The 26,086-nt window shown below is 70.5% G+C and carries 22 protein-coding genes and 1 pseudogene; 8 read left to right on the plus strand and 15 right to left on the minus strand.

The features are described from left to right. The first annotated feature begins 108 nt into the window (after window positions 1–108). Both ABZT02_RS18740 and ABZT02_RS18745 read left to right on the plus strand, forming a co-directional pair. Window positions 109–612, plus strand: coding sequence for a GtrA family protein (locus ABZT02_RS18740; RefSeq protein WP_356019029.1), 504 nt, complete (start codon window positions 109–111; stop codon window positions 610–612). 273 nt (window positions 613–885) lie between these two features. Beyond that, the gene (locus tag ABZT02_RS18745) at window positions 886–1,404 is read left to right on the plus strand and encodes a GIY-YIG nuclease family protein (RefSeq protein WP_356019031.1); all 519 of its coding nucleotides are present in this window, start codon (window positions 886–888) and stop codon (window positions 1,402–1,404) included. Between the two features lie 124 nt (window positions 1,405–1,528). Here ABZT02_RS18745 and ABZT02_RS18750 read toward each other — a convergent pair whose 3' ends face one another. The 5 genes from ABZT02_RS18750 to ABZT02_RS18770 all read right to left on the minus strand — a co-directional run bounded on the left by ABZT02_RS18750 (window position 1,529) and on the right by ABZT02_RS18770 (window position 6,855). After that, window positions 1,529–2,419, minus strand: a complete 891-nt coding sequence (locus ABZT02_RS18750) for an SGNH/GDSL hydrolase family protein (protein ID WP_356019032.1) — start codon at window positions 2,417–2,419, stop codon at window positions 1,529–1,531. Window positions 2,420–2,453: 34 nt separating this feature from the next. Beyond that, complete coding sequence (locus ABZT02_RS18755; protein WP_356019033.1) at window positions 2,454–3,533, minus strand: rhamnogalacturonan acetylesterase; 1,080 nt, start codon at window positions 3,531–3,533, stop codon at window positions 2,454–2,456. A 43-nt stretch (window positions 3,534–3,576) separates the two neighbouring features. Further along, complete coding sequence (locus tag ABZT02_RS18760; RefSeq protein WP_356019035.1) at window positions 3,577–4,632, minus strand: glycosyl hydrolase 53 family protein; 1,056 nt, start codon at window positions 4,630–4,632, stop codon at window positions 3,577–3,579. Window positions 4,633–4,730: 98 nt separating this feature from the next. Then, window positions 4,731–5,567: a dienelactone hydrolase family protein gene (locus ABZT02_RS18765; RefSeq protein WP_356019036.1), complete on the minus strand. Its 837-nt coding sequence runs from the start codon at window positions 5,565–5,567 to the stop codon at window positions 4,731–4,733. Window positions 5,568–6,420: 853 nt separating this feature from the next. Then, on the minus strand, window positions 6,421–6,855 hold the full coding sequence (locus tag ABZT02_RS18770; protein ID WP_356019038.1) for a VOC family protein: 435 nt from the start codon (window positions 6,853–6,855) through the stop codon (window positions 6,421–6,423). A 55-nt stretch (window positions 6,856–6,910) separates the two neighbouring features. Between ABZT02_RS18770 and ABZT02_RS18775 the strand changes: the two genes are divergently transcribed. After that, entirely contained in the window at window positions 6,911–7,471 is a 561-nt protein-coding gene (locus ABZT02_RS18775; protein WP_356019039.1) for an LLM class flavin-dependent oxidoreductase, read from the plus strand. A gap of 12 nt (window positions 7,472–7,483) precedes the next feature. After that, window positions 7,484–8,248 carry a class I SAM-dependent methyltransferase gene (locus ABZT02_RS18780; RefSeq protein ID WP_356019040.1) on the plus strand — a complete coding sequence of 255 codons (765 nt, stop codon included), beginning with the start codon at window positions 7,484–7,486 and terminating at the stop codon, window positions 8,246–8,248. Between the two features lie 98 nt (window positions 8,249–8,346). Here the strand turns inward: ABZT02_RS18780 and ABZT02_RS18785 are convergent, their stop codons facing one another. Next, window positions 8,347–9,048: a GAF and ANTAR domain-containing protein gene (locus tag ABZT02_RS18785; protein ID WP_356019342.1), complete on the minus strand. Its 702-nt coding sequence runs from the start codon at window positions 9,046–9,048 to the stop codon at window positions 8,347–8,349. Window positions 9,049–9,269: 221 nt separating this feature from the next. On the opposite strand from ABZT02_RS18785, the gene ABZT02_RS18790 reads away from it, so the two are divergent. After that, window positions 9,270–9,959 (plus strand): GAF and ANTAR domain-containing protein, encoded by a 690-nt coding sequence (locus ABZT02_RS18790; RefSeq protein WP_356019041.1) that lies wholly within the window; start codon window positions 9,270–9,272, stop codon window positions 9,957–9,959. A gap of 188 nt (window positions 9,960–10,147) precedes the next feature. On the opposite strand, the gene ABZT02_RS18795 is transcribed toward ABZT02_RS18790, so the two are convergent. Further along, window positions 10,148–11,158, minus strand: a complete 1,011-nt coding sequence (locus ABZT02_RS18795) for a zinc-binding dehydrogenase (protein WP_356019043.1) — start codon at window positions 11,156–11,158, stop codon at window positions 10,148–10,150. A gap of 430 nt (window positions 11,159–11,588) precedes the next feature. On the opposite strand from ABZT02_RS18795, the gene ABZT02_RS18800 reads away from it, so the two are divergent. Continuing rightward, the gene (locus tag ABZT02_RS18800) at window positions 11,589–13,364 is read left to right on the plus strand and encodes a protein kinase (RefSeq protein ID WP_356019044.1); all 1,776 of its coding nucleotides are present in this window, start codon (window positions 11,589–11,591) and stop codon (window positions 13,362–13,364) included. A 31-nt stretch (window positions 13,365–13,395) separates the two neighbouring features. Here ABZT02_RS18800 and ABZT02_RS18805 read toward each other — a convergent pair. The 3 genes and pseudogenes from ABZT02_RS18805 to ABZT02_RS18815 form a co-directional block, all read right to left on the minus strand. Next, window positions 13,396–13,868, minus strand: a pseudogene (locus ABZT02_RS18805) (FG-GAP repeat protein); the annotation flags it as partial. A gap of 12 nt (window positions 13,869–13,880) precedes the next feature. After that, a complete protein-coding gene (locus tag ABZT02_RS18810; protein WP_356019045.1) occupies window positions 13,881–14,306 on the minus strand; it encodes a VOC family protein in 426 nt (141 codons plus the stop codon). A gap of 99 nt (window positions 14,307–14,405) precedes the next feature. After that, window positions 14,406–15,359, minus strand: a complete 954-nt coding sequence (locus tag ABZT02_RS18815) for a nitronate monooxygenase (protein WP_356019046.1) — start codon at window positions 15,357–15,359, stop codon at window positions 14,406–14,408. Window positions 15,360–15,522: 163 nt separating this feature from the next. On the opposite strand from ABZT02_RS18815, the gene ABZT02_RS18820 reads away from it, so the two are divergent. Continuing rightward, a complete protein-coding gene (locus tag ABZT02_RS18820; RefSeq protein ID WP_356019047.1) occupies window positions 15,523–16,779 on the plus strand; it encodes a hypothetical protein in 1,257 nt (418 codons plus the stop codon). Window positions 16,780–16,782: 3 nt separating this feature from the next. Here the strand turns inward: ABZT02_RS18820 and ABZT02_RS18825 are convergent, their stop codons facing one another. The 4 genes from ABZT02_RS18825 to ABZT02_RS18840 all read right to left on the minus strand — a co-directional run bounded on the left by ABZT02_RS18825 (window position 16,783) and on the right by ABZT02_RS18840 (window position 23,383). Beyond that, window positions 16,783–17,733, minus strand: a complete 951-nt coding sequence (locus tag ABZT02_RS18825) for an expansin EXLX1 family cellulose-binding protein (protein WP_356019049.1) — start codon at window positions 17,731–17,733, stop codon at window positions 16,783–16,785. 54 nt (window positions 17,734–17,787) lie between these two features. Further along, on the minus strand, window positions 17,788–19,041 hold the full coding sequence (locus tag ABZT02_RS18830) for a 4-hydroxybenzoate 3-monooxygenase (RefSeq protein ID WP_356019050.1): 1,254 nt from the start codon (window positions 19,039–19,041) through the stop codon (window positions 17,788–17,790). Window positions 19,042–19,146: 105 nt separating this feature from the next. Further along, the gene (locus ABZT02_RS18835; RefSeq protein ID WP_356019052.1) at window positions 19,147–21,036 is read right to left on the minus strand and encodes a glycoside hydrolase family 97 catalytic domain-containing protein; all 1,890 of its coding nucleotides are present in this window, start codon (window positions 21,034–21,036) and stop codon (window positions 19,147–19,149) included. Between the two features lie 25 nt (window positions 21,037–21,061). Continuing rightward, window positions 21,062–23,383 carry a Tat pathway signal sequence domain protein gene (locus tag ABZT02_RS18840; RefSeq protein ID WP_356019053.1) on the minus strand — a complete coding sequence of 774 codons (2,322 nt, stop codon included), beginning with the start codon at window positions 23,381–23,383 and terminating at the stop codon, window positions 21,062–21,064. A gap of 366 nt (window positions 23,384–23,749) precedes the next feature. Here ABZT02_RS18840 and ABZT02_RS18845 point away from each other — a divergent pair, with 366 nt between their 5' ends. Next, on the plus strand, window positions 23,750–24,937 hold the full coding sequence (locus tag ABZT02_RS18845; RefSeq protein ID WP_356019055.1) for an acyl-CoA dehydrogenase family protein: 1,188 nt from the start codon (window positions 23,750–23,752) through the stop codon (window positions 24,935–24,937). A gap of 36 nt (window positions 24,938–24,973) precedes the next feature. On the opposite strand, the gene gap is transcribed toward ABZT02_RS18845, so the two are convergent. After that, a complete protein-coding gene (gene gap / locus ABZT02_RS18850; protein WP_356019056.1) occupies window positions 24,974–25,972 on the minus strand; it encodes a type I glyceraldehyde-3-phosphate dehydrogenase in 999 nt (332 codons plus the stop codon). Between the last annotated feature and the right edge of the window lie 114 nt (window positions 25,973–26,086).

The following is a 26,086-nucleotide window of genomic DNA, read 5'->3' on the forward strand; positions in this document are numbered from 1 at the left end:
TCCACAACTCCCTCAAGAACACCGAGGGTTCCGCCGCCGCCCTGACCATCCGCGCCACCACCACCCACGGCGACATCACCGCCCGCAGCCTCTGAAAGGAACACCCATATGACGTCGCCGCTCATACAGAAGCCCGAGACGGCGACCCCGGCCGCCCCCGACCCCGTCGCCTCCTTCATACGGTTCGTCATCCTCGGAGGCGGCGTCGGGGTCCTCTCCGGTCTCGCGGTGACGCTGCTGGCCATGACCCTGCCCTGGGCGGTCTCGAACGCGCTCGTCACCGCCGCCTCCACCCTGCTGTGCACCGAGCTCCACGCCCGCTTCACCTTCAGCACAGGGCGCCGCGCCGGTTGGCGCGAGCACTGGCAGTCCGCCGGCTCGGCGACCGCCGCCTACCTGGCAACCACCACCGCCGTATACGCCCTTCACCTGACCCAGCCCTCCCCCGGCATGCTGAGCGAGCAGATCGTCTACCTCAGCGCCTCAGGCCTCGCCGGCCTGGGCCGCTTCACCGTCCTGCGCCTCTATGTCTTCGCGATCCGCCGCGGGCAGGAGGCGGCCCGGCCACGGCTGCAGTCGATGCACCGCTCGACGGTGGCGCACTGCTCGTAGGCGTCGGTATGGACGGCCGGCGGCGTCGCCGCAGACGGTGGTCGACCTGGTCCCACCGACAGCCGCGGGACGACCGCCGTCCGGAACCGGATCGTCCGGCACCAGCGGCTCGATCCGGCCCCACAGCCGGTGTCACACCCGCGTGGGACCGTGAGGACATGGACAAACGGCGTGCGGTCGCCGCCATTCCCGCGGGCGTTGCCAACCGCCCCCGGGTTGGGAAGAGCCGGCCGCGACAGCCACCGCGCGCCCCGAGCCCAGAGAGGCCGCGTCATGACCGACATCGACACGCAGTTCCTGCGCAGCCTGTTCGACGAGGAAGGCAGCCTGCACACCGCCGGCCGCACCGCGCTGTACCGGCTCTACGGCCTCGAAGGCCTGCTGTACGTCGGCATCTCCACCTGCCCGCTCACGCGCATCCGCACCCACCTGCAACAACAGTCCTGGGGCCGCCGCGTGATCGGCATACAGATCGACTACCCCCATGACGCCCACGCGGCCGAGCGCGAAGCCGTCCACGCCGAACGGCCCCTGCACAACATCATCTTCAACGGGGAGGCCGCTCCCCCACCACCCGACCGGGCTGCCCGGCTCAGGGCCGAACTCGCCGCACAGCAACGGCGACTGGAGGAACTCCAGGCCGCCGTACCCCAGTCCACCACCCACCTGCGCCTCCTCCTCCGGGGCATCAGCGCAGCCCGGACGAAGGTCGAGAAACTCGCCAGGGACGCCGAGGAAGCGGAGGCCGCACAGCTCTCGCCCGGACGGCAGCCCAAAGGGAGCGAGCCGTGATCAGTCTTGGTGGCCGGCATGACGTTCCCGGTCGCACAGCGCCGCATGGCCTTCGGTCACCGAACAAGTGCACCACAGGTCCGCTCGCGCCCCCGATCCCCAGCCCGGATCCCACGGTTCTCGCCTACGGCGTCGTATGAGACGTCTCGGCCGTTCGCAGGTACGCGGCGAGCGGCAGGTTCTGTCGTCGTACGTCGTCGGCGACAAGCCCGGCGATCCGCTGAGCGCCGTACCTCTCGAAGTGGGTGTGGTCGTCGCAGAAGAAGGCGCCCACGGGTCCGGAACCGTAGTCGCCGTTGTTCGGGCAGAAGCGCAGGCTGTTGTAGAGCGAGACGCTGAGCGTCTGCAGGTCGATGACCGGCGCCCCGGTGGTGGTTCCGGCGGCCACGGTCTGGGGGACGAAGCCGCGGTTCTTGGTCGCCGTGCTGCCCGAACACGTGATGGCGGCCACCGGGGTCAGCAGTACCGGGTGCGCGCCGCGGGCGAGGGCGGCCTGCGCCATCATCGTCAGCAACTGCTGGTACCGGGCCGGGCCGACGTGCCGCGGGCAGGACGACGAGGAGTCGTTGATGCCGAACTGGATGAACAGGTAGTCGCCGGCCTTCATGCCGGTGCTCGCGTTCAGCATCCCCTGCCAGCGCGTCGAGTAGGTGGCGGGGTTGATGACGCACTCGCCGTCGGAGCCCTTGGTGCCCGTCACGTTCGGGTCGTACAGCCAGGTCTGGATACTGCGTCCGCCGACCGCCTGGTTCCTGACGGTCACATCGCTGTGGAACAGGGCGGCGAACTGACTGCCCCAGCCGACCGGGCAACTCCCGCTGGGATCGGCCATGGTGGAGTCACCGGCCAGCCACACGGTGACCGGCTGCGCGGCGGCTCCTACGGCCGCCGCCGTGGTGCGGGGTACGTCGGCGCAGTCCGACCGAGCACCGTCGGACGCCGAGGAGGCGCGGACGCCGAGGGCCGACAAGGCGATCACCAGGGCGGCCGTGACAAGTGAGCGTGGTCTCTTCATCGGATCCCTCCGGGTACAGCGCTTCGTGTGTCGGTCAGCGCAGGTGGGCGGCCAGGGGGAGCCGCTGTTCCCGGATGCCCTGGAGCACCAGCCCCGCCATCTGGGTCGCGCCGTACTGCGAGAAGTGGGTGTTGTCCGTGACACCGTCCGCGGAGGCGCGGAGGTAGAGCTGCGCGGATGCGGAGGGCCCGAGCGACTCCACCAGCGTCCTGCTCATGGCGGTGATGTCGATCACCGGCACCTGCTGTGCGGCCGCGACCGCGCGCATCTCGGCAGGCAGGTCCACACCGACGCCGTTGACATGCAGCGCGGTGGGCGTGAGCTTGGTGCCGTCGAACAGCCGACGGACCGGCGGTGTCACCAGGACGGGCACACCGCCTTTCGCCCGGGCCTGCGTGATCATGGACGTGAGATTGCTGCGGTAGGCGGACGCGCTGGTCTGCTTGTCGTTGTGGCCGAACTGGATGAAGACCGGGTCGTTCGGCCCGACCTTCGACAACAGCGCGGGGAAGAGAGCCGAGTTGGACAGGAAGCTGCCTGAACTCTCCCCCGAGTCGCCGTAGTTCGCGATGGCCGCACCCGGACCCACCGCAGTCGTGATCATCTGCCCCCAGCCGGTGTAGGGGGCGGTCGGCTGGTCGCAGACGGTGGAGTCACCCGCCAGGTAGGCGACGAGCGGACGGGTCGCCGGTTTCACCGAGACGGCCGAGACCCGCGGATTCGGCCCTGTGAACCGTAGGTCCAGGCCGGCGGTTCCAGTGCCGCCCTGACCCGTCGGTTGTCCCTCCGGCTGCCGTACGTTGGCCGTGAAGGAGTAGGCGGCGACAGAACCGGCCGCCGTAGTCGTCGCGGGAAGCAGTCGGCGGCGGGCCTCCGTCCACACGTCGGTCTGGCCCGCGGAGGCGCCGCCGAGGGACACGGTCACGTCGTAGTTGCCCGGTGCGAGCGCGTAGTGGCAGGTGACGGGCGAGGTACCGGAACAACCAGCCGGCAGAGCCCCCTCACCGGCGGTGCCCGCGTGTGCCGCACCGGTACCGATCAGAGCCCACAGGGCCAGGGCACCCGCGACTCCCGCCCGAGCTCCGCGCCCGCGCAGGGGAAATGGCCTGTTCACCAACATCACCGATCCGATCTCTGACGTCCGGGAGCCGCACGGCTCAGGCCTGGGTGAAGCCGTTCATGATGGCGGTGGGCCGCTTGGTGGAGGAGTCCCAGGCGCCCATGTTGTAGCCGGTGAACGGCGACATGCACTCCGGCTCCCAGTAGAAGATCCCCTGCCCGCCACTGGACTTGAGCGCCTTGATGTAGGCGACCAGCGAGGCCTGGGTGGACGAGGCCCGGTCCACTCGGCCACCGAACTCGCTCTGCAGGAAGGGCTTGCCGTACGCGGCGGAGATCTTCTGCATGTTCGCGACGATGCCGGGGGCGAGGTCGGCGCTGCCGTAGGAGGAGAACACCGACATGTCCCACTTGCCGCCGTTCGCGGCGAAGCGGCTGAAGAACGTGGTCATCACGTCGTACTTCTGCGGTTGGGCCAGGTGGATGCACACCGTCGAGTTCGGCGACACCGCCTTGACCTGGGTGTACGCCGCGTTGAGCAGCCCGGTCAGCTGGGCCGGGCTGGAGACGCTGCCGACGGGGCGGCAGATGCCGCTGTTGATCTCGTTGCCGATCTGGACCCAGGTGGGCAGCACGTCGTTGTTCTTCATGACGGTCATGGTCTGGTTCACGTACGTGCTCATCGCGGAGAGCATCTGGCTGTAGCTCATGTTCTTCCAGGCGGCCGGAGGGTTCTGCACGCCGACGGAGTTCCAGGTGTCGCCGAACATGTAGTCGAGCATGATCGACATCCCGGCGGCCTTGACCCGTTTGGCGAAGGCGGCCACCTCGTTGATGCCGCAGTGCCCGTCGGTGGCGCTGCCGGAGGGGTTGACGAACGTGCGCAGCCGCACGGCGGTGATGCCGTACCCCTTGAGGATGGTCAGCAGGTCCTGGGTCTGCCCGCTCGCGTTCTTCCACGAGTAGCCGTGGGCCTCCATCTGCGGCACCCAGCTGATGTCGACGCCCTTGACGAACCCTGCCGCGGCCTGGGCCGGCGTCTCGAGTTCCGCGAACGCGGCTGCCGTGGCGATCGCCCCGGCGGTCGCGGTGGTGGCCCTGAGCAGGGTCCGGCGGCTGATCCCCTGGGAAGCGGACTCGGGGGTGGGGGACATGGTCGCTCCTCTCCGTCCGTCGGGCAGGCGCGGGGCGGCGCGGCCGTCGGACGGCTCGTCATCGGGAGGGGAAGGGGGCGCTGGGGTGCTCTGCGTCTTCACGCGGACGGGACGTACGGGCACGTGCCGCGGTACGTCGAGATGCCGGTGGGGTCGGCCGGCCTGGGGCACAGGAACTGGGTGTACCGGGTGTCGCGGTCCACGAAGGTCTTCAGCCAGGGGATCAGGAGCCGCATCTCAAGGGTGTTGGGCTTGGTGGGGAAGAGGTGGTTCGCCCCGCTGAGCTGCAGGTACGCGCTCTCCGTGGCGGCCGGCAGGGTGGCGTGCAGGCCGTCGAGGGAGGACGGCGTGACCGTGGTGTCCCTCGTACCGCCCATGATCATGGTGGGCACCCGGTCGGCGGCCAGGTCTCCGGACGGTTTGAACGGTGCGAGACCGACGGCGGCCTTGAGCGAAGGTCGCCGGTCGGCCGCGACCAGCGCCCCGCCACCGCCCATGGAATGGCCGATCACCGACAGCCGGTTGGGATCGACCTTGTTCCGTACCGGACTCTTCTGGGTGAGGTAGTCCAGCGCCGCCAGCACTTGCGCTCCCCTGGCCGTGTCGAAGTCGTTGCGGCTGTTGGTCTCGACACCGATCACGACGAATCCGAACGAGGCCAGCCAGGGCCCCATCCACGCCTCCTCGTCGGCGAAGCGTGCCGTGTATCCGGGCACGATGGCGACCGCGCCCCATGTACCGAGGCTGGTGTCGGTCGGGTAGTAGATCGTCCCGCCGTTGAAGCCGTCGCCCGGCGACACGTTCATCTGCGCGGTGGCGAACGTTCCCCGGGTGGCCGCGACGCTGCTCAGGGTGGGAGCGGGACCTCGCTGGTACGGGTTGTCCGCCGCCGATGCCGGAACCGCCGCCACCGCGGTGACGAGCAGCCCGAGCACTGTCGCGATCGTGACGGCAGATCGCCGCACCGGTCCGGTCAGTGGGTGGCCCGGTGTGGGGGTGGTCCCGCGAGGCTGCGGCGGCCGAGGGAGGGTGACTCGATCGGGCATGACGATGAACCTCCTGGTGCGGCGGCGAGGGACACAGGAGTGCCGAGTGAGTGACATGTGCGCTGCACGGCGCCGCACGGCCGGTCCGGACACTGAGTGCGCGGCATGCCGACCGGTGGCGCCCGATGTGTGAACGATCCCAGAAATGGGGGAGGAACGCGGCCAGGCGCCGACTGGGCCGACCTCCCCCGACGCGTCAACACGTCGGGCGACCCACCGCGAACGCCACCGCACGGAATTCTCGGTGCATCACGCAGCTTCCCCACCGAACAGAAACCTGTCAACCAACTGTGCGCGTCGAAAACCTTCGAGACCCCTCGGATCCCCACAGTGGCCAACAACGATCCCCGCCGAGTCCTTGACGGCGCGTCAGCGACATTTCTACTCTCACGTCATGGGAACGTTCCCATATTGCTCCATCGACCGCTCTCAGCGCGCCTCCCGCACGGCACCCCGGCCACTCCCCCACACCGGAGGTCATCGTGATCGAGTCGAACCGGCGTCAGCGTGCCGCGCCTCCCCGAAAGCACATCAGCGTGCGACGGCTCCCCAGGCACATCCACCGGTGGCGCAGCGGCCGGATGATCAGAGACATCACCGCGGCGGCTGCGCCGACCCGTTCCGGCTCACCGGCCCTCGCGGACGCCACCTGCGGTGACCGCCGGCCAGGTGGAGGAACCTCCCACCGCGACGGCTGCAACTCGCTCCACCAGCTCCACACCCCGCCCGTCCCGGAGCATGCTCAGTCGAGGCAGAACTCGTTGCCCTCGACGTCCTGCATCACGATGCAGGACTCGTTGTCGTCATCGGCGAGCAACAGTCGCTCGCGTACCGCCCCGAGCGCGACCAGCCGTGCGCATTCGGCTTCCAGGGTGGCCAGGCGCTCCTCACCCACGAGCCCGGTCGCCACCCGCACGTCCAGATGCAGCCGGTTCTTGACGGCCTTGCCCTCGGGAACGCGCTGAAAGAACAGTCGCGGCCCGACGCCTGAGGGATCAACGCACGCAAACCATGCCCCCTGCTTCTCAGGAGGCAGGGAGCGGTCGAAATCCTCCCAGGTCGCGAACCCCTCGGGTGGCGGCGGTACGACGTACCCCAGCACCTCGCACCAAAAGCGAGCGACGCGCTCAGGTTCCGCGCAGTCGAAGGTGACTTGGAACTGCTTGATCGTTGACATCGGCGCACCTTAGCAAGGGGACTCTGTCGCTCACTTCCCGGTGTTCGCCCGCGAGTTGGCGCGCGCACGAGCCCTTCCGGGCGGACGGCTCAACGAGGGCCGCCTCATCCTCGGCGTCGGCCTCGGCAGCGACCGGTTCGCCAGCGAGCTGTCCAGGACCGGCGAGGAGCTCCAAGCCCGGCGGCGCGGGCGGATGCTGGACGAGTCCCTGGGTGCCTTGGCCGCCGCCTGGTCCGGCGAGCCGGTACGCCATCGCGGTGAGCACTGCACCGTCGACGGCATCATGTTCCTGCCGCGACCGGTGCAACGGCCGGGCGTGCCGGTGTGGGCCGCCGGATTCCCGGGCAACGCCAAGCCGATCAGCCGTGCCGCGCGACTCGCCGGGTTCTTCCCCGCCAGTCTCGAGCACCCGGACCGGCTCGCCGAGGTCGTCGGCTGCCTCACCGCACTGTGCCAGGGCCGGACGGCCTCGTACGACATGGCCGTAGGGCTGCCACTCGGGGTCGACCCCGGACCGTACGCGAGAGCCGGGGTGACGTGGTGGCTGTCAGAGTTGGAGCCAGGTGTACGGCTCGACACCGTTCGGGGCGTGCTTCGCGACGGCCCCGCGGTATGAGGAGGCGGCCCTATGTTCGACTACGACGCTGAGCTCGCTCGCCATCACGAGCGACTGATGGAAGCGCTCGACGTCCGGCCCGGCGACCGTGTCCTCGACATCGGTTGCGGCACCGGCCGCACCACCAGGGACGCGGCGCGAGCGGCGTCGCCGGGTACCGCGCTCGGCATCGACGTCTCGGACCCGATGCTGGCGCGGGCCCGCCTGCGGGCCGAGGCGGAAGGACTCGGGAACGTCGATTTCGTGCAGGGCGACGCCCAGTCCTATGCCTTCCCGCCGGAGCACTTCACCTTGGCCGTCAGCCGGTTCGGCACGATGTTCTTCTCCGACCCGGTCGCCGCGTTCACCAACATCGGGCGAGCCCTGTGTCCGGGTGCGCGCTTCGTGCAGCTGGTCTGGCAGGCCGCCGGCCGTCAGGAGTGGCATACCGCGATCCGGGCGGCGCTCACTCGCGGGCCCGCGCCTTCCGCTCCGGCTGCCGACGCCCCCTTCGCACTGGCCGACCCACACGTCGTGACCGAGATCCTGACCGCGGCCGGGTTCACAGCAGTGGAGGTCTTCGACCTACGCGAACCGGTCTACTACGGCGCGGACGCCGAGCGCGCGCTTGCTGCCGTGCTCCAGCTGCGCATGGCGAAGGAATGGGTCACCGATCTGGATGCCGCCTCCGCCGAACGCGCCCTCGAACGATTGCGCGTGACCCTCGACGCGCATGACACCGGCGACGGTGTGTGGTTCGACTCCCGCGCCTGGCTGGTCGTCGCGCGCCGGAGTTGACGGGTGTCTCCCCGCCTCCGCCACGAGGGTGACACGCCAACCCCCGTCACTGACCGAGTACTCCCACCAGGGCGCGACCGTGCACGGGCGGAGAGTGCTCAGGCCTTGCCGACGCGGTCGGTGCGGAACCGCTGGGCGACGTCGCGCAGCTTGATGTTGTGTTGCTGCGAGATGCGGCGCAGCACGTTGAAGGCGTCGTCCTCGCTCAGCTTGTGGCGTTCCATGAGGATGCCCATGGCCTCGCCGATGGCGTGCCGGGTCTTCATGGCGTCCTCGAGCTGGTCGATGGTGCGGGCGTCGGCCAGGGCGACGGCGGCGTGCGAGGCAAGCATCCAGCCGGCGGTCTCGATGTCCTTGCCGAAGGCGCCGGGGCGTCGGGCGTACAGGTTCAGCGCGCCGAAGTCCTCGTCGTGGGTGTAGAGCAGTACTCCGGTCATGCTGCCGATGCCCAGGTCGCGAGCCGCCGCGGCGAACCGCGGCCAGTCCGGCTGCGGCTCGGTGATGTCCGCGATCCGGAACACGCGCTCTCCGTTCCCACCGTCGGCGCGGGCGGCGAGATCGAAGCACGGACCCTCGGCCAGCTCACCCTGCAGCCGGTCGGACGCTTCCACGACGTCTCCGCACGAGGACAACGTGACCGCCCGGCCCTTGCGGACCGCCAGGATCCCGGCCGCGTCGCAGCCCTCCACCAGGCGCACCGCCGACTCCGCGATCTCGTCCAGCGTGCCCTGCACCGACTCCTGCGCCAGCAACTTCCGCGCGAGCTGGGCCATCGCCTCGGCGAACTCCCGCCACTCCACCGCCACCACCCACCTCCACCGGTGGGGCCACCCTACCGCCGCCCCCCTGACCGCCGTCGCGCCGAGCCGCCTCACCACGACGCCCCCCACCCGCGGCGTATGCCCCTTCGGCGCGCGACCAGGCTGTCCGACACCGCGACGACGTCGGGTTCGCGATACCGCCGTGAGGTTCGTGGAAGGCGGGGTAGGACTGTCCCGTGGAAGCCAGTGGAGGGTGCGTCGTGGACTGGAGTCGTTTCGCCCAGCAGATGGCTGCCATGGCCCGGGATCTGCTGGCTCAGGATTCGGTGAGCAGCACGCTCGACCGGATCTCCGCGTCGGCCACCGAGCTCGTGGAGGGCTGTACAGCCGCCGGGATCCTCGTGCTGCACGACCGGAAGGTGGAGACGCTCGCCGCCACGGACCAGCTGGTCATCGACAGCGACCGGCTCCAGGAGCGGCTGGCGGAAGGACCCTGCTTCGATGCCGCCCGCCCCTCGGTGGGCGAGCGGGTCTTCCGTATCGCCGATCTCACCGCCGAACAGCAGCGGTGGCCCGTCTTCGCTCCGCAGGCCCGCGCGCTCGGCGTGGGCAGCATGATGGGGTTCCTCCTGTTCACGGAGGACGACGACCTCGGAGCGCTGAATCTCTACTCCCGCGAACCGGGCGCGTTCACGGAGGCCGGCGAGCTGGCCGGCTGGCTGCTCGCCTCCCACGCGGCGGTCGCCCTTTCCGCCGCCCGCACCCACTCCCAGATGGAGCAGGCCGTCGCCACCCGCCATGTGATCGGCGAGGCGATGGGCATCCTCATGGGCAGCCACGCCCTCGACGAGGACCAGGCGTTCGACGTGCTGCGCCGCTACTCGCAGGAGAACAACGTCAAGCTCCGTGAGGTCGCCCGCCAGGTCTGCGAGAAGGGTGGCCTCACCTGAACGCGGCCTCCCCGGCTCGTTGGCTGAACCGGAGAAGCCTGGCCGGTGCGGCCCCCATGGGTACGCCGCCACGCCCGGCCTGCCCTTCAAGTCCCCACGTCTGCGTGTGCTACTCCTGCGCAGCCAGTGCCGGCAGAGTCGGACCATTGACCCTGGCGAACCTTTCACACTTTCAACGTCTCAACGTCTCAACGATCCCCGTGCCGGACGCGGACGACGAGCTTGCCGGTGGCGCGGTCGTGTTCCATGTCGTCGTGGGCCTGCGGCACCTGTTCCAGGCCGTCGTAGACGCGGTCCACGGGGAAGGCCAGCCGGCCGGCGGCGACCGCTTCCACGATCTCCTGGAAGGCCTCCCGGGGCAGGTCGGCGGCGTCGCCGAAGTAGCCCGCGAGGCGTACGCCCCGCGGCAGGTACTCGTTCGGGGAGAAGTCCCGCACCGTCCACTGGTTGGAGAGGCTGCCGCCGAAGCAGGCCGTGCCGTGGACGCGTACCGTGCGCAGGGTGTCGGGCAGGGTCGGCGTGCCGACGAGGTCGAGAGCGGCGTCGACGCCGTGCGGGTACAGCCGGCGCACGGCGGGCGCGATCTCGCCGGTGTCGAGGAGCGGGTGGTCGACGCCGTGCTCGGCCAGCAGGGCGAGGCGGTCGGCCCGCCGGGTGGTGGACAGCACGGTGGCGCCGCGCCAGGTGGCCAGCGCGGCGGCCGCCAGGCCGACCGAGGAGGTGCCGCCGCGGATCAGCAGCGACTGGCCGGGCTTCAGGTCCAGGCCGACGGTGAGCGAGCCGTAGGCGGTCTGGACCATCTCGGGCAGGGCGCCCAGCACCTCCCAGGGCAGGTCGGTGTCGACGGGGATGACCTGGGACAGCGGCACCGAGGTGTACTCGGCGTACCCGCCGTCGTACGTGCGCCCCATGTCGCCCATCATCGCGACGACCTTCTGCCCGGGAACGAGCCCGCTGTCGGCCGGGGCCGCGTCGACGGTGCCGGCGGCCTCGATGCCCGGGACGCGAGGGAAGCTGACGCCCTCGCTCAGGCCGAGCCGAAGCTTCAGCTCCGAGCGGTTGAGGCCGAACGCCTCGACGCGGACGCGCACCCAGCCGTCCCTCTCGAGCGGGAGCGGGAGCGTGGTCGGCCGCAGGTTGTCCACGGGGCCGGGAGCGGAGAGCCGGACCGCGCGCATCGTGCTCGGCGAGGACGTCATGAGCCTGCTTTCTACCCGGGGGCGGGAGAGTCGGTCGGCGGTGCACAACATGCGGCCGCCGCGGGTTCATTCCCGACTCGGCCTGGCTTTCCGCCTGTGAGACGCGCTCCTGGCCATGCGGTGGCCGTGCCGGGTGGGGGTACTGCCTGGTGCCGTAATCGGCGCTGTCGAGGACCCCACCGGCTGATCAAGGCCAGGGCGACGATCGTCCGCTGCAAGGTGCCGCTGTGCCGGTCGGGGTCGACTCGGGGGACCGCCCCGATCCCGTCGGGCCGGATGAGCGTCACCAGGCGAGCACCGGAAATCCGCTGGCCCCGGGGCTCTCGGGACGGAGGTGACCGATTCCCTGAACACGTGCGCGAGCTGAGTTACGCTCGTCTCCCACTGGGGGTGAACTGGCGTGCATCGAACATGACTTCGGGGGCTTTCTTTGTCGGGACAGCGGCCGGAGTCGGCGGACGACGCGGCTGCCGCACTGCGGCAGACCGGTGCCTTACCCCTGCGCCTCGGCGACCCGAGGCGCGTCGGCCCCTACGCGCCGGTGGCGCTGCTCGGCAGTGGCGGCATGGGGCGGGTCTACCTGGCACGTCCCGCGGACGACAGTCCGGGTCTGGTCGCGGTGAAGGTGATCAGGCCGGAGTACGCGGAGGATCCCAGGTTCCGGCGCCGCTTCGAGCGCGAGGCAGCCGTGCACGCCCGCCTTCGCACACCGCACGCGCCGCGACTGTGCGGCACGGGTTTCGAGGACGAGCTGCTGTGGATGGCCACGGAGTACCTGCCGGGCTTCGATCTGGCGGAAGCCGTGAAGGAGTACGGCGCCCTGGAGACGGCCGCGGTGTGGCGGCTGGTGGCGGAGCTGGGTCAGGCACTCGCGGGCCTCGCCGTCGAGGAGATCGTGCACCGGGACCTGAAGCCGTCCAACGTGCTGTTGTCCGTCCGCGGCGCGCACGTGATCGACTTCGGTATCTCAAAGGCCGCTGACGCGAGTGCGATCACCGGCACGGGCAACCGGGTGGGGACTCCGGCCTACATGTCGCCCGAGCATCTGAGAGAGGGCCGGTCCGACACGGCGTCGGACGTGTTCTCGCTGGCCGGGACACTGGTCTACGCGACGACGGGACGTGCCCCCTTCGGCGACGGCACCGGGGTCGACGTGATGCACCGGGTGGCGTACGAGAACCCCAACCCCGAAGTCGTCGGCGAGATCTCGGCGGCGGACGAGGAGCTCGGTGCGCTGCTCACCGCCTGTCTGGACAAGGAGCCCGCGCGGCGGCCCACCCCCCAGGAGCTGATCGACGCCGCCCGGGTACACCGTGTGGCCTCCACCTGGCCGGAGCCGCTGGGCGGCAAGGTGCTCGCCCGGCAGCAGGCGTACGAGGCGCTGCACCGTCTGCCGGTCGCGGACATGAGCCGTCCACGGTCTCCGGGCGACCTGCCGCTCCCCCTGTCCGCGCGTTTGCCTCAGCCTGTTCCCCTGCCTGCTCCCCTGCCTGCTCCTTCCGGAGCGCGGCCGCCCGTGCAGGCCGAAAGCGCCCCGCCCCTGCCCTCGCCGGGCCTGTCAGTGGCTCCCACCCGGAGCCGCAGAAAGGCGTTACTGGTCGCCGCCGCGGCCATCACGATCTGTGTCGTGGCCGCGGTGGCGTTGCTGCTCATCCGTCAGGACCCGCCTGCCGCCGCCTCTCCGAAAGCCGGTGCCACCAGGTCGGACGGCATCGGCCCGCGGGACGCCTCCAGCGGTTCGATGTCCCCGAGTACGAGCGGACTGAGCCGCCCGGACGTCGACGGCGCCGTGGCCGAGGGCCCCGACGCGAAGGCGGGCACCACCTCGGCGGAGCCCCATGCCTCGGCCTCCGCCCGCGACCAGGACGACGACGCCCAGTCTCCCGGTGCCGATCCGTCCACCACGCCGTCCCCCACCGCGGCCGCCGACAGCCCGTCCGCCGGGACCGACACCGCGCCCCGGCTCTCGGAGTGCACCTACTACAACGGCAACGGACGCACACGGCTCGGCGACAGCGGCAAACGCGTCCAGCAGGTGCAGTGCCTGCTGACAGAGCGCGGTTACAGCGTGGGAAGCACCGGCGTGGACGGGGAGTTCGGGTCCGGCACCGAGTCCGCGGTCCGCGCCTTCCAGAACGAGCGGGGCCTGAACGCCGACGGCGTCGTCGCGCACGACACCTGGGTAGCGCTCCGCGGCACCGACTGACAGCCCCGGATCCGCCCCGGACGCGCCACGCTCACGCGTGGATCACCGCGCCGAAGCGAGCACCCTGCGCGCTGCCGCCGAGAGCGGCGGCGCCGTAGGAACGGGAGCCGTCCGCGAGCAGACCGTCGCCGCCGGCGGCAGCAGCCACACCGCGCCGTCACCGGCGTTCTCGTCGGGCGCCGCGGCCACCAGCTCGGCCCGGCCGTCGCCGTCGGTGTCGATCAGCCGCACCTGAGCGCCCCAGCCGTCACCGGCCTCGGCGGCACGGGGGACACCCGGGGTGTTCTGGTCGAAAGACAGGGAGCCGGTGCCGGGCACGCCCTCCTGCGAACCGCGCAGCAGCCACACGGCGCCCGCCCGCTGTTCGCCGTCCGCGTCCTCGCCGGGCGCGCCGACCGCCACGTCGGCGAAACCGTTACCGTCGACATCGGCGACGGACAGGTCGTTGCCCCAGGCGTCGTGCTGCTCCCCCGCTCCGGGCACGCCCGGGGAGTTCTGCGACCACCCTTTCACGGTTCAGCGCACCGGCTCGCCGATGCCCAGCAGGTTGCCCTCGCTGTCGCGGAACCAGGCCGCGCGCTCTCCTCGGGCGTTCTTGCTCGGGTAGTTGCCGTCGACGTCGGCGATGCCGTTCTTGGTGCGGAGGCCGGGGACGTCGACCTCCTCGAAGACCACGCCGCGCTGCCGGAGTTGGGCGACTGCTGTCTCGATGTCGTCGACCTCCCATCCCATCTGGGTGAAGGTGCCGGGCGAGGACCCCGTCGACTGGAAGAGTGCGAAGTCCGTGCCCTCGCAGCGGTACAGCAGTCCGCCGGGGCGTTCGTCGACGGGCTCGAGACCGAGCTGCTCGGCGTAGAAGCGCCGGGCCCGGTCGAGGTCCTGGGCGGGCAGCCGGGTCGCCACGCGTCCCCGGGCCAGAATGTTCCGTTCGTCTGCGGTCATGCCTCCACTGTGCGCCCCGGCATGCGGGGATCATGGGCGGCTGCTCCGGCCCGGCGTGGCTCACGGACGGGACCGAGGGCGGCGACGGTCCGCCTTCCCTCAGCTCCCCCGCGCCCGGTCCAGCGCGTCCTCCGCCTGAGCGGCCAGTGCCGCGACCAGGTCCGCCGCCGGTGGGATGTCGGTGACGAGGCCGACGGCCTCTCCGGCCCAGACGGGCAGCGGCGGCAGGACTTTTCGGGCCACGTCGGCGTGGTAGGCCTGCTGGGCTTCGGAGCTGGCGGCGAGTTCGGGCTCACGGTCGCGCCACTGGTCGATGTACGGGTGCGGGAGGGTGCGGGCCGTGTAGCGCGAGGGCCAGCGGGATCCGCGGGCGATGTCGAGGACGCTGTTGCGTTCCGTGTCCTGGCCTCGTCCCGCCACGATCTGCCGGGCGATCGCGGGGGCCACGAGGGACTCGGCCGTGGCCTGGAAGCGGGTGCCGATGACGGCCCCGGCGGCGCCCAGGGCGAGTGCCGCGGCCACACCGCGGCCGTCCGCCATCCCTCCGGCCGCCAACACGGGTACCGGCCCGGCCAGATCCACCACGAGCGGCACGAACGGCAGGGTCGACATGCCGTTTCGGGCGCCGTGCCCGCCGCTTTCCGTGCCCTGCGCCACGATCACGTCGGCGCCCGCATCCAGTGCCTGCCCAGCCTCGTCCAGGTCGGTCACCTGGACGATCACCGCCGCACCCGCCGCACGGATGCGATCGACGAAGGGGCTCGGGTCCCCGAAGGACAGCATCACCGCCGCCGGACGGAACTCCAGTGCCTGTTCGACCTGGTCGACATCGGCCGACCAGCACAGGAAGCCCACGCCCCAGGGCCTGCCGGTGTCCGCCACGATCGGCAGTTCCCGGGCCAGCCACTCACGGTCCCCACCGCCCACCATGCCGAGTCCGCCGCCGTGGGAGACGGCCGCCGCCAGCGCACCGCCGGCTGTCCCGCCCATCGGCGCCGATGCGATCGGATGCCGTACACCGAACATCCGCGTGAAGACCGTGGACAACGTCATGTCGCTGATGATGCCGTGGACTTCGGTCCACTGCCATGGCTCCGAGTCGGCCCCGTGAGTGCAACCGTCCCCATCATGACAGGTCGGAGGCCGTTTTCGTAGGACGGACGGCACAGCTCGAATACCTTGTCCGGCCCCGGGTCCGGATCTCAGAATTCCCGTCATGGATCACTCAGAAAAGGTCGATCAGGATGCGGTGTTGCGGGCGCGGACAATGCTGCTCGGATCCGGCCGGCTGGAACTCGGGCGGCAGGTGGAGGCGTACCGGGTGCTTTCCGCTGTGAGTCCTCTGACCTATCTTCCGAAGCTGGCGGAGGCGCTGCTGTCCTTGGGGTACGCACACGAGATCCGGAATCTTCCGGAGGCCCAACTGGCCCATCGTATCGAGGCCGTGACCGTGGCGCGCGCCGTGGACAAGGGAGATCCGAAGAGGACCGAGCTGCTCGTCCGCAGTCTGGACGCGTACCGGCATCAGCTTTATTTCCTCGGCCGCCGCGCCGAGGGATTCGCCGTCTGCGAGGAGATGGCCGAGGCCGGACGATCGGGATTCGCACTCGGTCAGGTGCGAAGTCCCCTGTACGGGCACGGGCGGCTGGTGGTCGCTCTGGCCGAGGAGGGCCGGTACCGGGAAGCCGCGGAATGGTGCCAGAAAATGGTCCGGCCCGAGCAGGGGCAGCAATCGGCGGAACTGTCCTTCTGGGACATGGTCGAGTGGGTGGCCGCACTGGACGCCGCCGGATGTCACGAGGCCGCTGTGGAGGTCTTCGCGGAACTCGTGTCCGACACCCGCGCCAGATGCGCCGAGGACCGTACCTCGATGGCCACCCTGACGTGGGAACTGGTCCATCACGCCGGGATGCTGGACGCCGTCGGGCGCCGCGCCGACGCCGTGGCGGTCCGGCAGGAGGCCCTTGGCGTGCTCGCCGAGCTGGACCTGAGCGGGGAGCGGAAGAGCTGGAGCAACAGCCACTCGTCGTGGAGCACGCTGTTCGCCCTGTCCGGCAGTGCGGCGGAGCCGGTGCCGACCCCGGGTGAGCCTGGTCCGTCCTTCGGCTCGTCCTTCCACCAATGGTCACCCGACATCAAGCAGGCCTACTTCGACGGAATTTCATCCCTCGAAGAGCAGGTCGACGAGTTGCGGGAGGCCGAAAGGACGGATCCGGGAAAGCGTCTGCCCGAATTGGTCGCCCTTCACCGCAGGTTCGCGATCCGGACGGCCGTGTACCGGGTAAACCGCAGTCATCTCATTCTGAAGCCGCTCCGGCCGGTATTCGACGAACACGTGGCTCTCGCCCACCGTCTCGGCGCAGGGGAAGTGCTGGCCCGCGCGCTGACGGACCGCTCGATGTTCCTTCTCGCCGCCCATCAGTACGGCGAGGCCTACGACGATTTCGTGGAGGTCTGTGAACTGTTGAACTGACGGTCAGTGCCGGGCGAACTGGACCCGGGTCGACTGCACGACGTCCGGCTTGACGCTGAGACCGTCGATTTCCAGGCGCTCTCCGTAGATGTCGGTGATCCGGATCGCGCCACCGCACCCGCTTCCCTTCTCGGAGAGGAAGTAGTTGTAGTCGGTTCGGGGCAACTCGCTCCACCCTGCGGAGGTTTCCACTTCCAGCCGTGCCAGCGGGTTGCGGTGGCCGATCGCCTGGATGCCGCACCAGTAGCGGCTCGATCCGGTCTTGTAGCGGATCGAGACCGTGTCGGAGGTACTGGGGCTCAGCAGGCTCCAGGTGATCGGGATCCGGCCCTGCACGGGGGCGGCGAGTTTCGCGAAGGCCTGGGGACTGAGGTCGAGTTGGCCGGGTGCGCAGGGCAGGGGGCACTCGTTGGTGATGCGGACCGTGACGGTGGCGCCGCTCGCGGCGCGGACGAGGATGTACGCCCCGCACGCCTTGGACGTCTCGTAGTCGGCGTGGTTCATCGCGGCAGTCATGACGTCGTCGGTGGGGGCGTACAGGCAGGCGCCGTCGCCGTTGCCGACGTCGTAGAAGGTGGCCACGCCCTCGTAGGAGACGCCCGGCTCGATCCGTCCGGCCGGCGGGGCGGACGCGGACGCCTTCCGCACAGGCTGCGTGACCGGCGTCTTCGACGGCCGGGGCGACGTGGTGCTCGCGGTGGCCTTCGGGCTGCTGCTGCGGGCCGACGCGGAAGGGGACGCCGTGGTGGGCTTCGACTCCTCGGTCGTCGGGCTGGGCGTGCCACGGGTTCCGGCGACGGGCGTGGCCGCGGTCGGGGCGGCGTCGGTCCCGTGGTCGGGGCTGAACGCGAGGATCAGCGCAGCCACGAGCGCGACGGCGGCGGCCACGGCCGCCGAGACGAGGGCCGTGCGCCGCCTGCCCGGCGAAGGGGAACGATGCGAACGAGATGCCACTGCTGCGTCCTTGGTGATCCGTGTGAGCCCCCGGCGGAGGGCGCTTGCGCATCGTCAGTCGCCGCTGGGGCGGGAAAGGTTGCCGAAGACTTTTTGCTCCACCGCCTCCCCGGCCGGATCCAGTCCCGTCATGAGTTCGGCGAAGGCACGCGCGGCGGCCGGTGAAGTGAAGAGCCGGTCGAGGCGGGCGCGGGCCAGGTTGCGCGCGAAGGGTTCGGCGTCGCCCGCGTCGTGCAGGGTGCGGGTGAGCCAGTGGGAGAACTCCTGGTCGTTCCACACGCGGCGCAGACAGCGCGCCGAGTAGGTGCGCAGGCCCGAGTCGTCGCCTCGGACGGCGTCGCGTACGGCCCGGGCGAAGAGGTCGGCGTCGTACAGGGCGAGGTTCATGCCCTTGCCGCCCATGGGTGACACGATGTGCGCCGCGTCGCCGACGAGGAAGAGCCGGCCGTACTGCATGGGGTCGTGGACGAGGCTGCGGAGCCGGAAGACCTCGCGGTCGGTGATCGGGCCGGAGACGAGGGCGGGGTCGCCGAGCCGGGTGCGCAGGGTGTCCCAGACGCGGTCCTCGGGCCAGGCGCCGGGGTCGTCGTCGGGCGGGCACTGGAGGTAGTAGCGGCTGGAGTGCGGCCCGCGCGGGAAGTGTGCTGCGAAGCCCTCGCGGCTGACGGCCAGCAGGGGGTGGGCCGGGGGCGGGGCGTCGGCCAGTACGGTGAGCCAGCCGATGCCGTGGTCGAGGGCGTACGCGGTCAGCTCGCCGTCCGGGACGGCCGTACGGCTGACGCCGTGATCGCCGTCGCAGCCGGCGACGAAGTCGCAGGTGATCGCGCGGGGGGTGCCGTCGGCGGAGCGGTAGCGGACGGTCGGGCGGTCGTCGGTCAGGTGGTGCAGGGAGACGTCGGCGGCCTCGAAGCGCAGGTCGCCGCCGTCCTCCAGGTACGTCGCGGTCAGTTTCTGCACGAGGACCTGCTGAGGGCACAGGCGGGCCACCGGGCCCTCGGAGCCGTCACTGTCGGACACCGGATGGCTGCGGCCGTCCACCCGGAACTCCAGGATGCCGTCGTACGGGACACCTCCGAGGACCCGGTCCGACAGCCCCCAGGAGTCGAACATGCGGACCGCGCGCGTCTCGACGATGCCGGCCCGCTGGCGCTGCGCCACATGGTCGCGCGAGCGGCGTTCCAGGACGACGCAGTCGATGCCGCTGCGTCGCAGCAGCGTCGCGACGGTCAACCCGGCCGGGCCCGCGCCGATCACCACGACGGTCGTGGATTCGGTGGATTCCTGCAACTGGCTTGCCTTTTCGGCCACTTGGGTACCTCCGGCTTCCAGCCTAGCGAGGCCGTGCGCCCACCGAACCGGATTCGATCAGCTGCGGCCGCGCTGATCGAATCCGGCCCCGGAACGAGGGTGCGCTCAGCGATGGCAGGTGGTGACGCCAGGCCGCCAAGGGCAGGCGAGCCCGGCGAAGCCGCCGTTCGCCACGACGTCGACGGTGAGGGTGTCGCCGCCTCGCAGCACCCGCCGGTCCTGGACGAGGCCGTCGGCCCCGTCCCGGATCGTCTCCACCAGCCACCGGCCCGGACCCAGGGTCAGCGGTACCTCGGCCGTGCGGGCGGCACCCGCGTAGACCCCGCCCAGGAACCAGCGCTCCCCGCTGCGGCGGGCCAGCACGGCCTCCTGGCCGGGTTCGCCGGCGAGGAGGCGGGTGTCGTCCCAGGCCGCGGGGACCTGGTCGAAGTAGGCCCGGGCGAGTGGCCGGGCCTCGTACGACTCGGGGGTGCCCGCGAACATCTGCAACCCCGACTCGTAGACGACGGCGAGGCCGACCTCGGCCGCGTCCGAGTTGGGTCGCAGGCCGACACGCTGGAAGGCGCCGGGCGTGAAGTCCATGGAGCCGATGACGTTGCGGGTGAACGGCAGGGTGGTGAGGTGGGCGGCGGTGTTGGTGCGCTTCTCCTCGCCCGCGACGCCCTCCAGGGTCATGACCTGCGGCCAGGTGCGCTGGATGCCCTTGGGGATCGTGGAGCCGTGGAAGTCGACCATGAGGTGGTGGGCGGCCGTCTCCGCGAGGATGGTGTCGTACCACTGGAGCATGGGCTGCGCCTCGGAGTTCATGAAGTCGATCTTGACGCCCTTGACGCCCCACTTCTCCAGTGTCGGCAGCCACTGGGCCCGTTCCTCGGGCGTGTCGAGGTCGCGCTGGTGGATCCAGACGACGATCCCGACGCCCTTGGCGCGGGCGTACCGCACGAGCTCCGGCATCCAGCTGTTGGTCTGCCAGTCGGGGTCGGTGATGTCCCACTCCCCCGGCCGGTAGTACCAGCCGGCGTCAACTGCCTCGTAGGGCCAGTGGCGTTCGGCCGCGTAGTCGACGTACGCCTGCTGCGCCGCGAGACTCTGACCCGCCGCCCTGCCGCCCGCGAGCCACGTCCAGAGGACCGTACCGGGGCGCACCCAGGAGGAGTCGCGGACCTTGGACGCGGGGGCGAGGTCGTCGGTGAACGTGGAGCGGGTGACGGTGGCGAGGTCGCCGGTGACCACGGCCCGCCAGGGGGTGGCGAGGGGGCCGTCGGTCTTCACGCGGTCGTCGGCGAGCTTGATGCGGTAGGTGCCGGTGCCCTGGGTGTGGGCGAGGCGGGCGCCGGAGTAGGAGCCGGTGAGACCGGACTCGGCGAGCAGGATGTAGCCGCCGTCGGTCGAGAACAGAGCCTGGTCGGAGTAGTCCGCCGTGGGCGCGGTGGCCGCCGTGTACTGGGCGAACTGGCCCTCGTTGTCCACCCGGTAGGTGCCGAGCCAGGCCTTAGCGTCCGCCGGGAGGTTGAAGGCGGACGTCTCACCGAGGACGTCACCGGCTCCGGCGGGCAGGACATAGCGGTAGGCGACACCGTCCGCGGAGGCGCGGACGACGAGGTCGAGACGGGCGCCCGCGGCGGTGGCGAAGGACAGCCGGGTCTCGTTCATACGGACCCGGCGGTCCACTCGTTTGCCGGACTTGGTGCGGTAGCGCTCCTCCACCGTACGGTTCTTGCGGTGCAGGAAGCGCAAGTCCTTGGACAGGTCGGCCTGTTCGGTGACGAGGCCGACCGGTGACGGATCGATGACCGTACGGCCGTCCCGGGACACGGTGAGGGTCAGCGCGCCGGTGGTGTCGTCGAGGGTGACCTGTGCGCGGGGCGCGTGTGCTCCCGTGGACACGGACCAGGCACGGTCGTGCTGGTCGGCTCGTGCGGGGACTGTGGTGAGGAGTGCGGCCGCCAGCGAGGCGCAGAGCGCGGCGACCGCGGTTCTGATCGGAACAGCCATGGAATCCCTCCGAAGTGTGTGGCCTTTACGGCAGTCCCCACGCCGGTCCCGGCTCGCTGACGGCGACGGGCGCGACGCTCAGGTCGGGGCGGGAGCCGGAGTGGACGAGCACCTCGCGGCCGCGGGGCAGGTCGATGGAGAGGGTGCCGTCGCCGAGGTCGTGGGTGCGGGCCGGGGTGCCGTCGTCCAGCAGCACGGTGAGGCGGCCGGTGAGGCCGTGGCGGAGTCGGAGGGGCTCCCCGGCCAGACTCCTGACCCTGATGAACCGGGTCTTTCCCGCCTTGCGGACCGCGGTGACCAGGAAGGCGCCCTGGGTGCGGAAGTTGTGCAGGGTGAGGTCCGCCCAGGCGGTCGGGACGGCCGGGAAGACACGGATCACCCCGCCCCAGCTCTGGCAGAACATGTCGTGCAGGGACTGCGAGGCGGACAGCGGGGTCTCGATGACCGGGCCGGCCTCGGTGTAGTGGGTGTTGGCGCGGCAGGGGTAGCGCGTGGTCGGGTCGAAGAACTTGCGCAGGTAGGTGATCGCGGTGTCGCCGTCGCCGGTCATGGCGTACATGGAGGCGGCACCGGTGTAGCTGTAGCCGCGGTGCGCGCCGGTCAGCGCGTGCCAGTGGACGATGGACTTCGTGATCAGGTCGCGGCTCTCGGGCTGGTCCCAGTTGACGAGGTACAGCGGGTACACCATCAGCAGGTGGGAGTAGTGGCGGTGGGACTGCGCGTACGGGGTGTCGGCGCCGATCATGAAGCCGTTGTCGTCGACCGGGTACGGCGTGAGCTTGGCCAGCACCTCCTGCCAGCGCGGCTTCAACTCGTCGTCGATTCCGAGGAGTTCGGAGGAGTCGAGGAGGGTCTGGCAGCCCCAGCGGATCAGGGCGAGGTCGTAGTTGGTGTCCTGCGGCGGTACGACGGGGTACTCGGGCGAAAGGGTGCTGGGCAGGTGGAGCTTGCCGTCGCTGCCCGGGGCGAGGAAGTGCAGGTAGTAGTTGATCGCCCGGCGCAGAACGGGGTAGATCGTGTCGCGCAGCAGGGACTTGTCCATGGAGTGGCGGTAGGACAGCCACACGTTGTGCAGGGCCCAGGTGAGGTCGCCTGTCTCGGCGCCGGTGCCGGGTCGGCCGACGGTGCGGTTGGCGTACATGTCGGAGCTGCGGCCGACGCCTGAGCTGTCGGCGCGGTAGGCGGCCGGTACGTTGACGATGAGCTGTTCCTGGTTCTGGCGCAGGGTGGTGGCCAGGGAGTCGAGCTCCGGGTGGTTGAAGCCGTGGATGAGCCAGTACTCCAGTTGGACGTTGAGGTTCCACCAGACCGCGGGCCAGGGGGTGGGCTCCAGCCAGGGGCCGGAGGTGGCCATGACGGGACCGCCGGCGCGGCTGGCGGAGGCGACCTTGTAGAGCTGGATCCAGTGGAAGCTCTGGAGCCGCTGGTCGGGGAACGACACGAAGCTCTTGCGGTAGAACTCGTGCCACCAGCGCGTGTGCCGTTGTCTGAGCGTGCTGTACGACTTCGCGCGGCCGAGATTGCGCAGGGAGTCGGCTTCGGCCGCGGTGTCGGAAGGATGACTGTGGCCGACGCTGAGGAGCAGGTCATTGCCGGTGCGGCGGTGGGCCGTCGCGGTCTGGCCGCCGCCGGTGAGGGGCTGGAGGACCTGTTCGGTGCCGTCGGAGGTGGTGCGGGTGGTCCAGGGCGGGTTGGCGGTGTAGTCGGCGGGCGGGGCCTCGCTGATCTTGCGGGGGCTGATGGCTTCCTCGGGGTGGAAGGTCCAGGTGGCCCGTTCGCCGCCGTCGGCTGTGACGCGGACGGCCAGCACCTCGTCGTGGACGAGGGCGGCGAGGGTGAGGGTGCCGGCCGTGGTGGTGACGGTGCCGGTGAGTTCGGCGTTCCACAGGCTCAGCCGCCAGTCGACAGCGGTGATGGTGCCGGCCGGTTCGAGGGTGAGGTGGCCGACGGGGAGGCGGCACGTGCCCCAGCCGCTGCCGAACTCGGGGCGGTGGTCCTGGACTCGGCCGTGCTGGACGGTGAAGCGGATCCGGTTGGCGCCGGGTTCCTGGTAGATCATGCTGCCGAGTTGACCGTCGCCGAGGAACGGGCCCTCGTGCCAAAGGGTCGGCAGCCTGGTCCACAGCAGGTCCTGCGCGCGCAGGAACGTGGCCCAGGCGCCGTCGGTGGTCATGGTGTCGCGAAGCTTCCAGGGCCGCCGGGCGGCACCCTGCGGGGGCATCGGTCCCTCGGCGCGGGCCTCGGCGTGGGCCGTACCGGGTAACGCGGCCGCCGCGGCTCCGCCCAGCGCGGTGCCGAGTACGGCTCTGCGGGGCGGGTGCGCTCGTCTCTCCGGCTGTGAGGTCATCGTCGTCCTCTCTACCTGACGGATCCTTGATACATCGGGTGTATCGGCGAACCTAAGAGGCACTCGTGCACCTGTCAATCCACTCAACACTCCAGTAGACGCGGGATCGTTGCACCTTTTACGAGGCCGCTCAGCCAGACATACACGTCAGCAGGCCTAGACCAGCCTCTAGACTCATCCGATGTATTTCGGCAGAGATGCGGGACGTCGGTGGGCCGAGGCCATGAAGGACGACGGGCAGGCCGCGGTTGCCGGGCTGCTGCGGACCGGCTGTATCAACAGCACGGCCTGAAGGGGGCGTTGACACCTACCGGGTTGGGCGTCACGGTGAAGGTTCTCCCGCGCACCGGGCCCGGAGGTCTTGCCTTGGCTGGTTCATCCGCACGGAACCTGGACGCCGAACTCGTCGAACGTGTACGGAAACTGCAGCCTCTCATCCGTTCGCACGCCCTGCGCACGGAACAGGAACGCCGGGTCACGGGCGAGGTCGTCGCGGCACTGACCGAGGCCGGGGTCCCTCGCATGAACGTGCCCCGCCGGTACGGCGGTTACCAGTCCTCGGTGCGCACGCAAGTCGACGTGCTGAGCGAGGTCTCCGCCGCGTGCGGGTCGACCGGGTTCACGGCGCTGATCCAGGCCGGGTGCGCGTTCATCGCGGCGCTCTTCCCGGACGAGGCGCAGGACGAGATCTTCACCGGCCCCGGCGTACGGGTCAGCGGCACCCTCGTCCCGAAGGCGAAGGCCCGTGCGGTGGGCGGCGGTTACGTGGTCGACGGAACCTCCCCGTTCGCGACGGGCTGTCAGGACTCCGACTGGCATCTGCTGACCGCGGTGACGGACCCCGGGGACGGCAGCCGACCGGATCTGCTGTGGGCGGCCATTCCGATGACCGACCTCGACGTGCTGGACGACTGGCACGTCACCGGTCTGGCCGGGAGCGGCAGCAACAGCGTAGTGGCCCATGACGTTCATGTTCCGGCTCACCGCGTACTGCCGCTGGGGCCGCTGCTGAGCGGCTCCTTCCCCTCTCGGCTCAACAGCGCCGACCCCTTCTACGGCATGCCCGTGCTCCTGCTGTTCTGCGCCTGGACCGCGGCCGGCGCCCTCGGTCCGGCCAGGGCGGCGCTGGCGGAGTTCGGCGAGCGTGTCCATCAGCGGGGCATCACCTACACGTTCTACGAGCATCAGCACGAATCCCCGGTGACGCATCTGCAGTTCGCCGAGGCAGCGATGAAGATCTCCTGCGCCGAGCTGCTCGCCGCCGACTACGTCTCACTGATCGACGCCCGGGTCGCCGACGGCAACTCCTACACAACGGAGGAGCGGGCTCGGATCCGGGCCCAGAGCGGTCATGTGGCGCGACTGTGCAAGGAGGCCGTGGATCTGATCGGTTCCGCATCCGGCGCGTCGTCGCTGCATCGGGAGGTGCCGGTCCAGCGGGCCGTGCGTGACCTCAACGCGCTGAACCTGCACTCCTTCGTCAACCCCGCCGCCAATTTGGAGCTGTACGGCAGGGTGCTGTGCGGGCTGGACGCCGGTACGCCGTTCCTCTGAAGAGTGTGCGGCGCAAAAGATCCCGAGTCGGCCTGGTCAGCCGTTGGCCAGGAGCTCCAGCGTGTCGATCACGCGGTTCGAGAAGCCCCACTCGTTGTCGTACCAGGCGACGACCTTCACGTGGCGGCCCTCCACGCGGGTGAGGGCGGAGTCGAAGATCGACGAGGCGGGGTTGCCCGTGATGTCCGAGGAGACCAGCGGGTCCTCGGAGTACTCGAGGATGCCGGCGAGGGGGCCCTCGGCCGCGGAGCGGTACGCGGCGAGGACGTCCTCGCGTGTCACGTCGCGGGCGACGGTCGTGTTGAGCTCGACGATGGAGCCGACCGGAACCGGAACGCGGATCGAGTCGCCGGACAGCTTGCCGTCCAGGTTCGGCAGCACGAGGCCGATCGCCTTGGCGGCACCGGTCGTCGTGGGCACGATGTTGACACCGGCGGCGCGGGCGCGACGGGCGTCCCGGTGCGGACCGTCCTGGAGGTTCTGCTCCTGGGTGTAGGCGTGCACGGTGGTCATGAAGCCGTGCTCGATGCCGGCGAGCTCGTCGAGCACCGAGGCCAAGGGCGCGAGCGCGTTGGTCGTGCAGGAGGCGTTGGAGACGACCGTGTGCACGTCCGGGTCGTAGGCGTCGGTGTTGACCCCGTACGCCAGCGTGACGTCGGCGCCGTCCGAGGGCGCGCTGACCAGGACCTTCCTGGCGCCCGCGTCGAGGTGGGCGCGGGCGGCCTTGGCCGACGTGAACCGCCCGGTGGCCTCCAGCACGATGTCGACGCCGAGTTCGGCCCAGGGAAGCTGTGCCGGTTCGCGCTCGGCGAGCACGGTGATGCGACGGCCGTCGACGACCAGGGTGTTCCCGTCGACGGTCACCGGACGGCCCAGGCGGCCGGCCGTGCTGTCGTAGGCGAGCAGCCTGGCGAGGGTGGCGGGCTCGGTGAGGTCGTTGACGGCGACGATCTCCAGGGCACTGTCGCGTTCGAGGAGCGCGCGCAGCACATTGCGTCCGATGCGGCCGAATCCGTTGATGGCGATGCGAGTCATGAGTGGTGTCCCTTCCCTATCCCCACCAGGCTCGCGCGCGGCGTCCACCGCTGACAGTGGCGCGATCGCCATGGTTCAAAAGGATCGCGCCAAGCGAGCCGCCCGACGGGAGGG

The sequence above is a fragment of the Streptomyces sp. NPDC005402 genome (assembly GCF_040606575.1).
Lineage (GTDB): Bacteria > Actinomycetota > Actinomycetes > Streptomycetales > Streptomycetaceae > Streptomyces.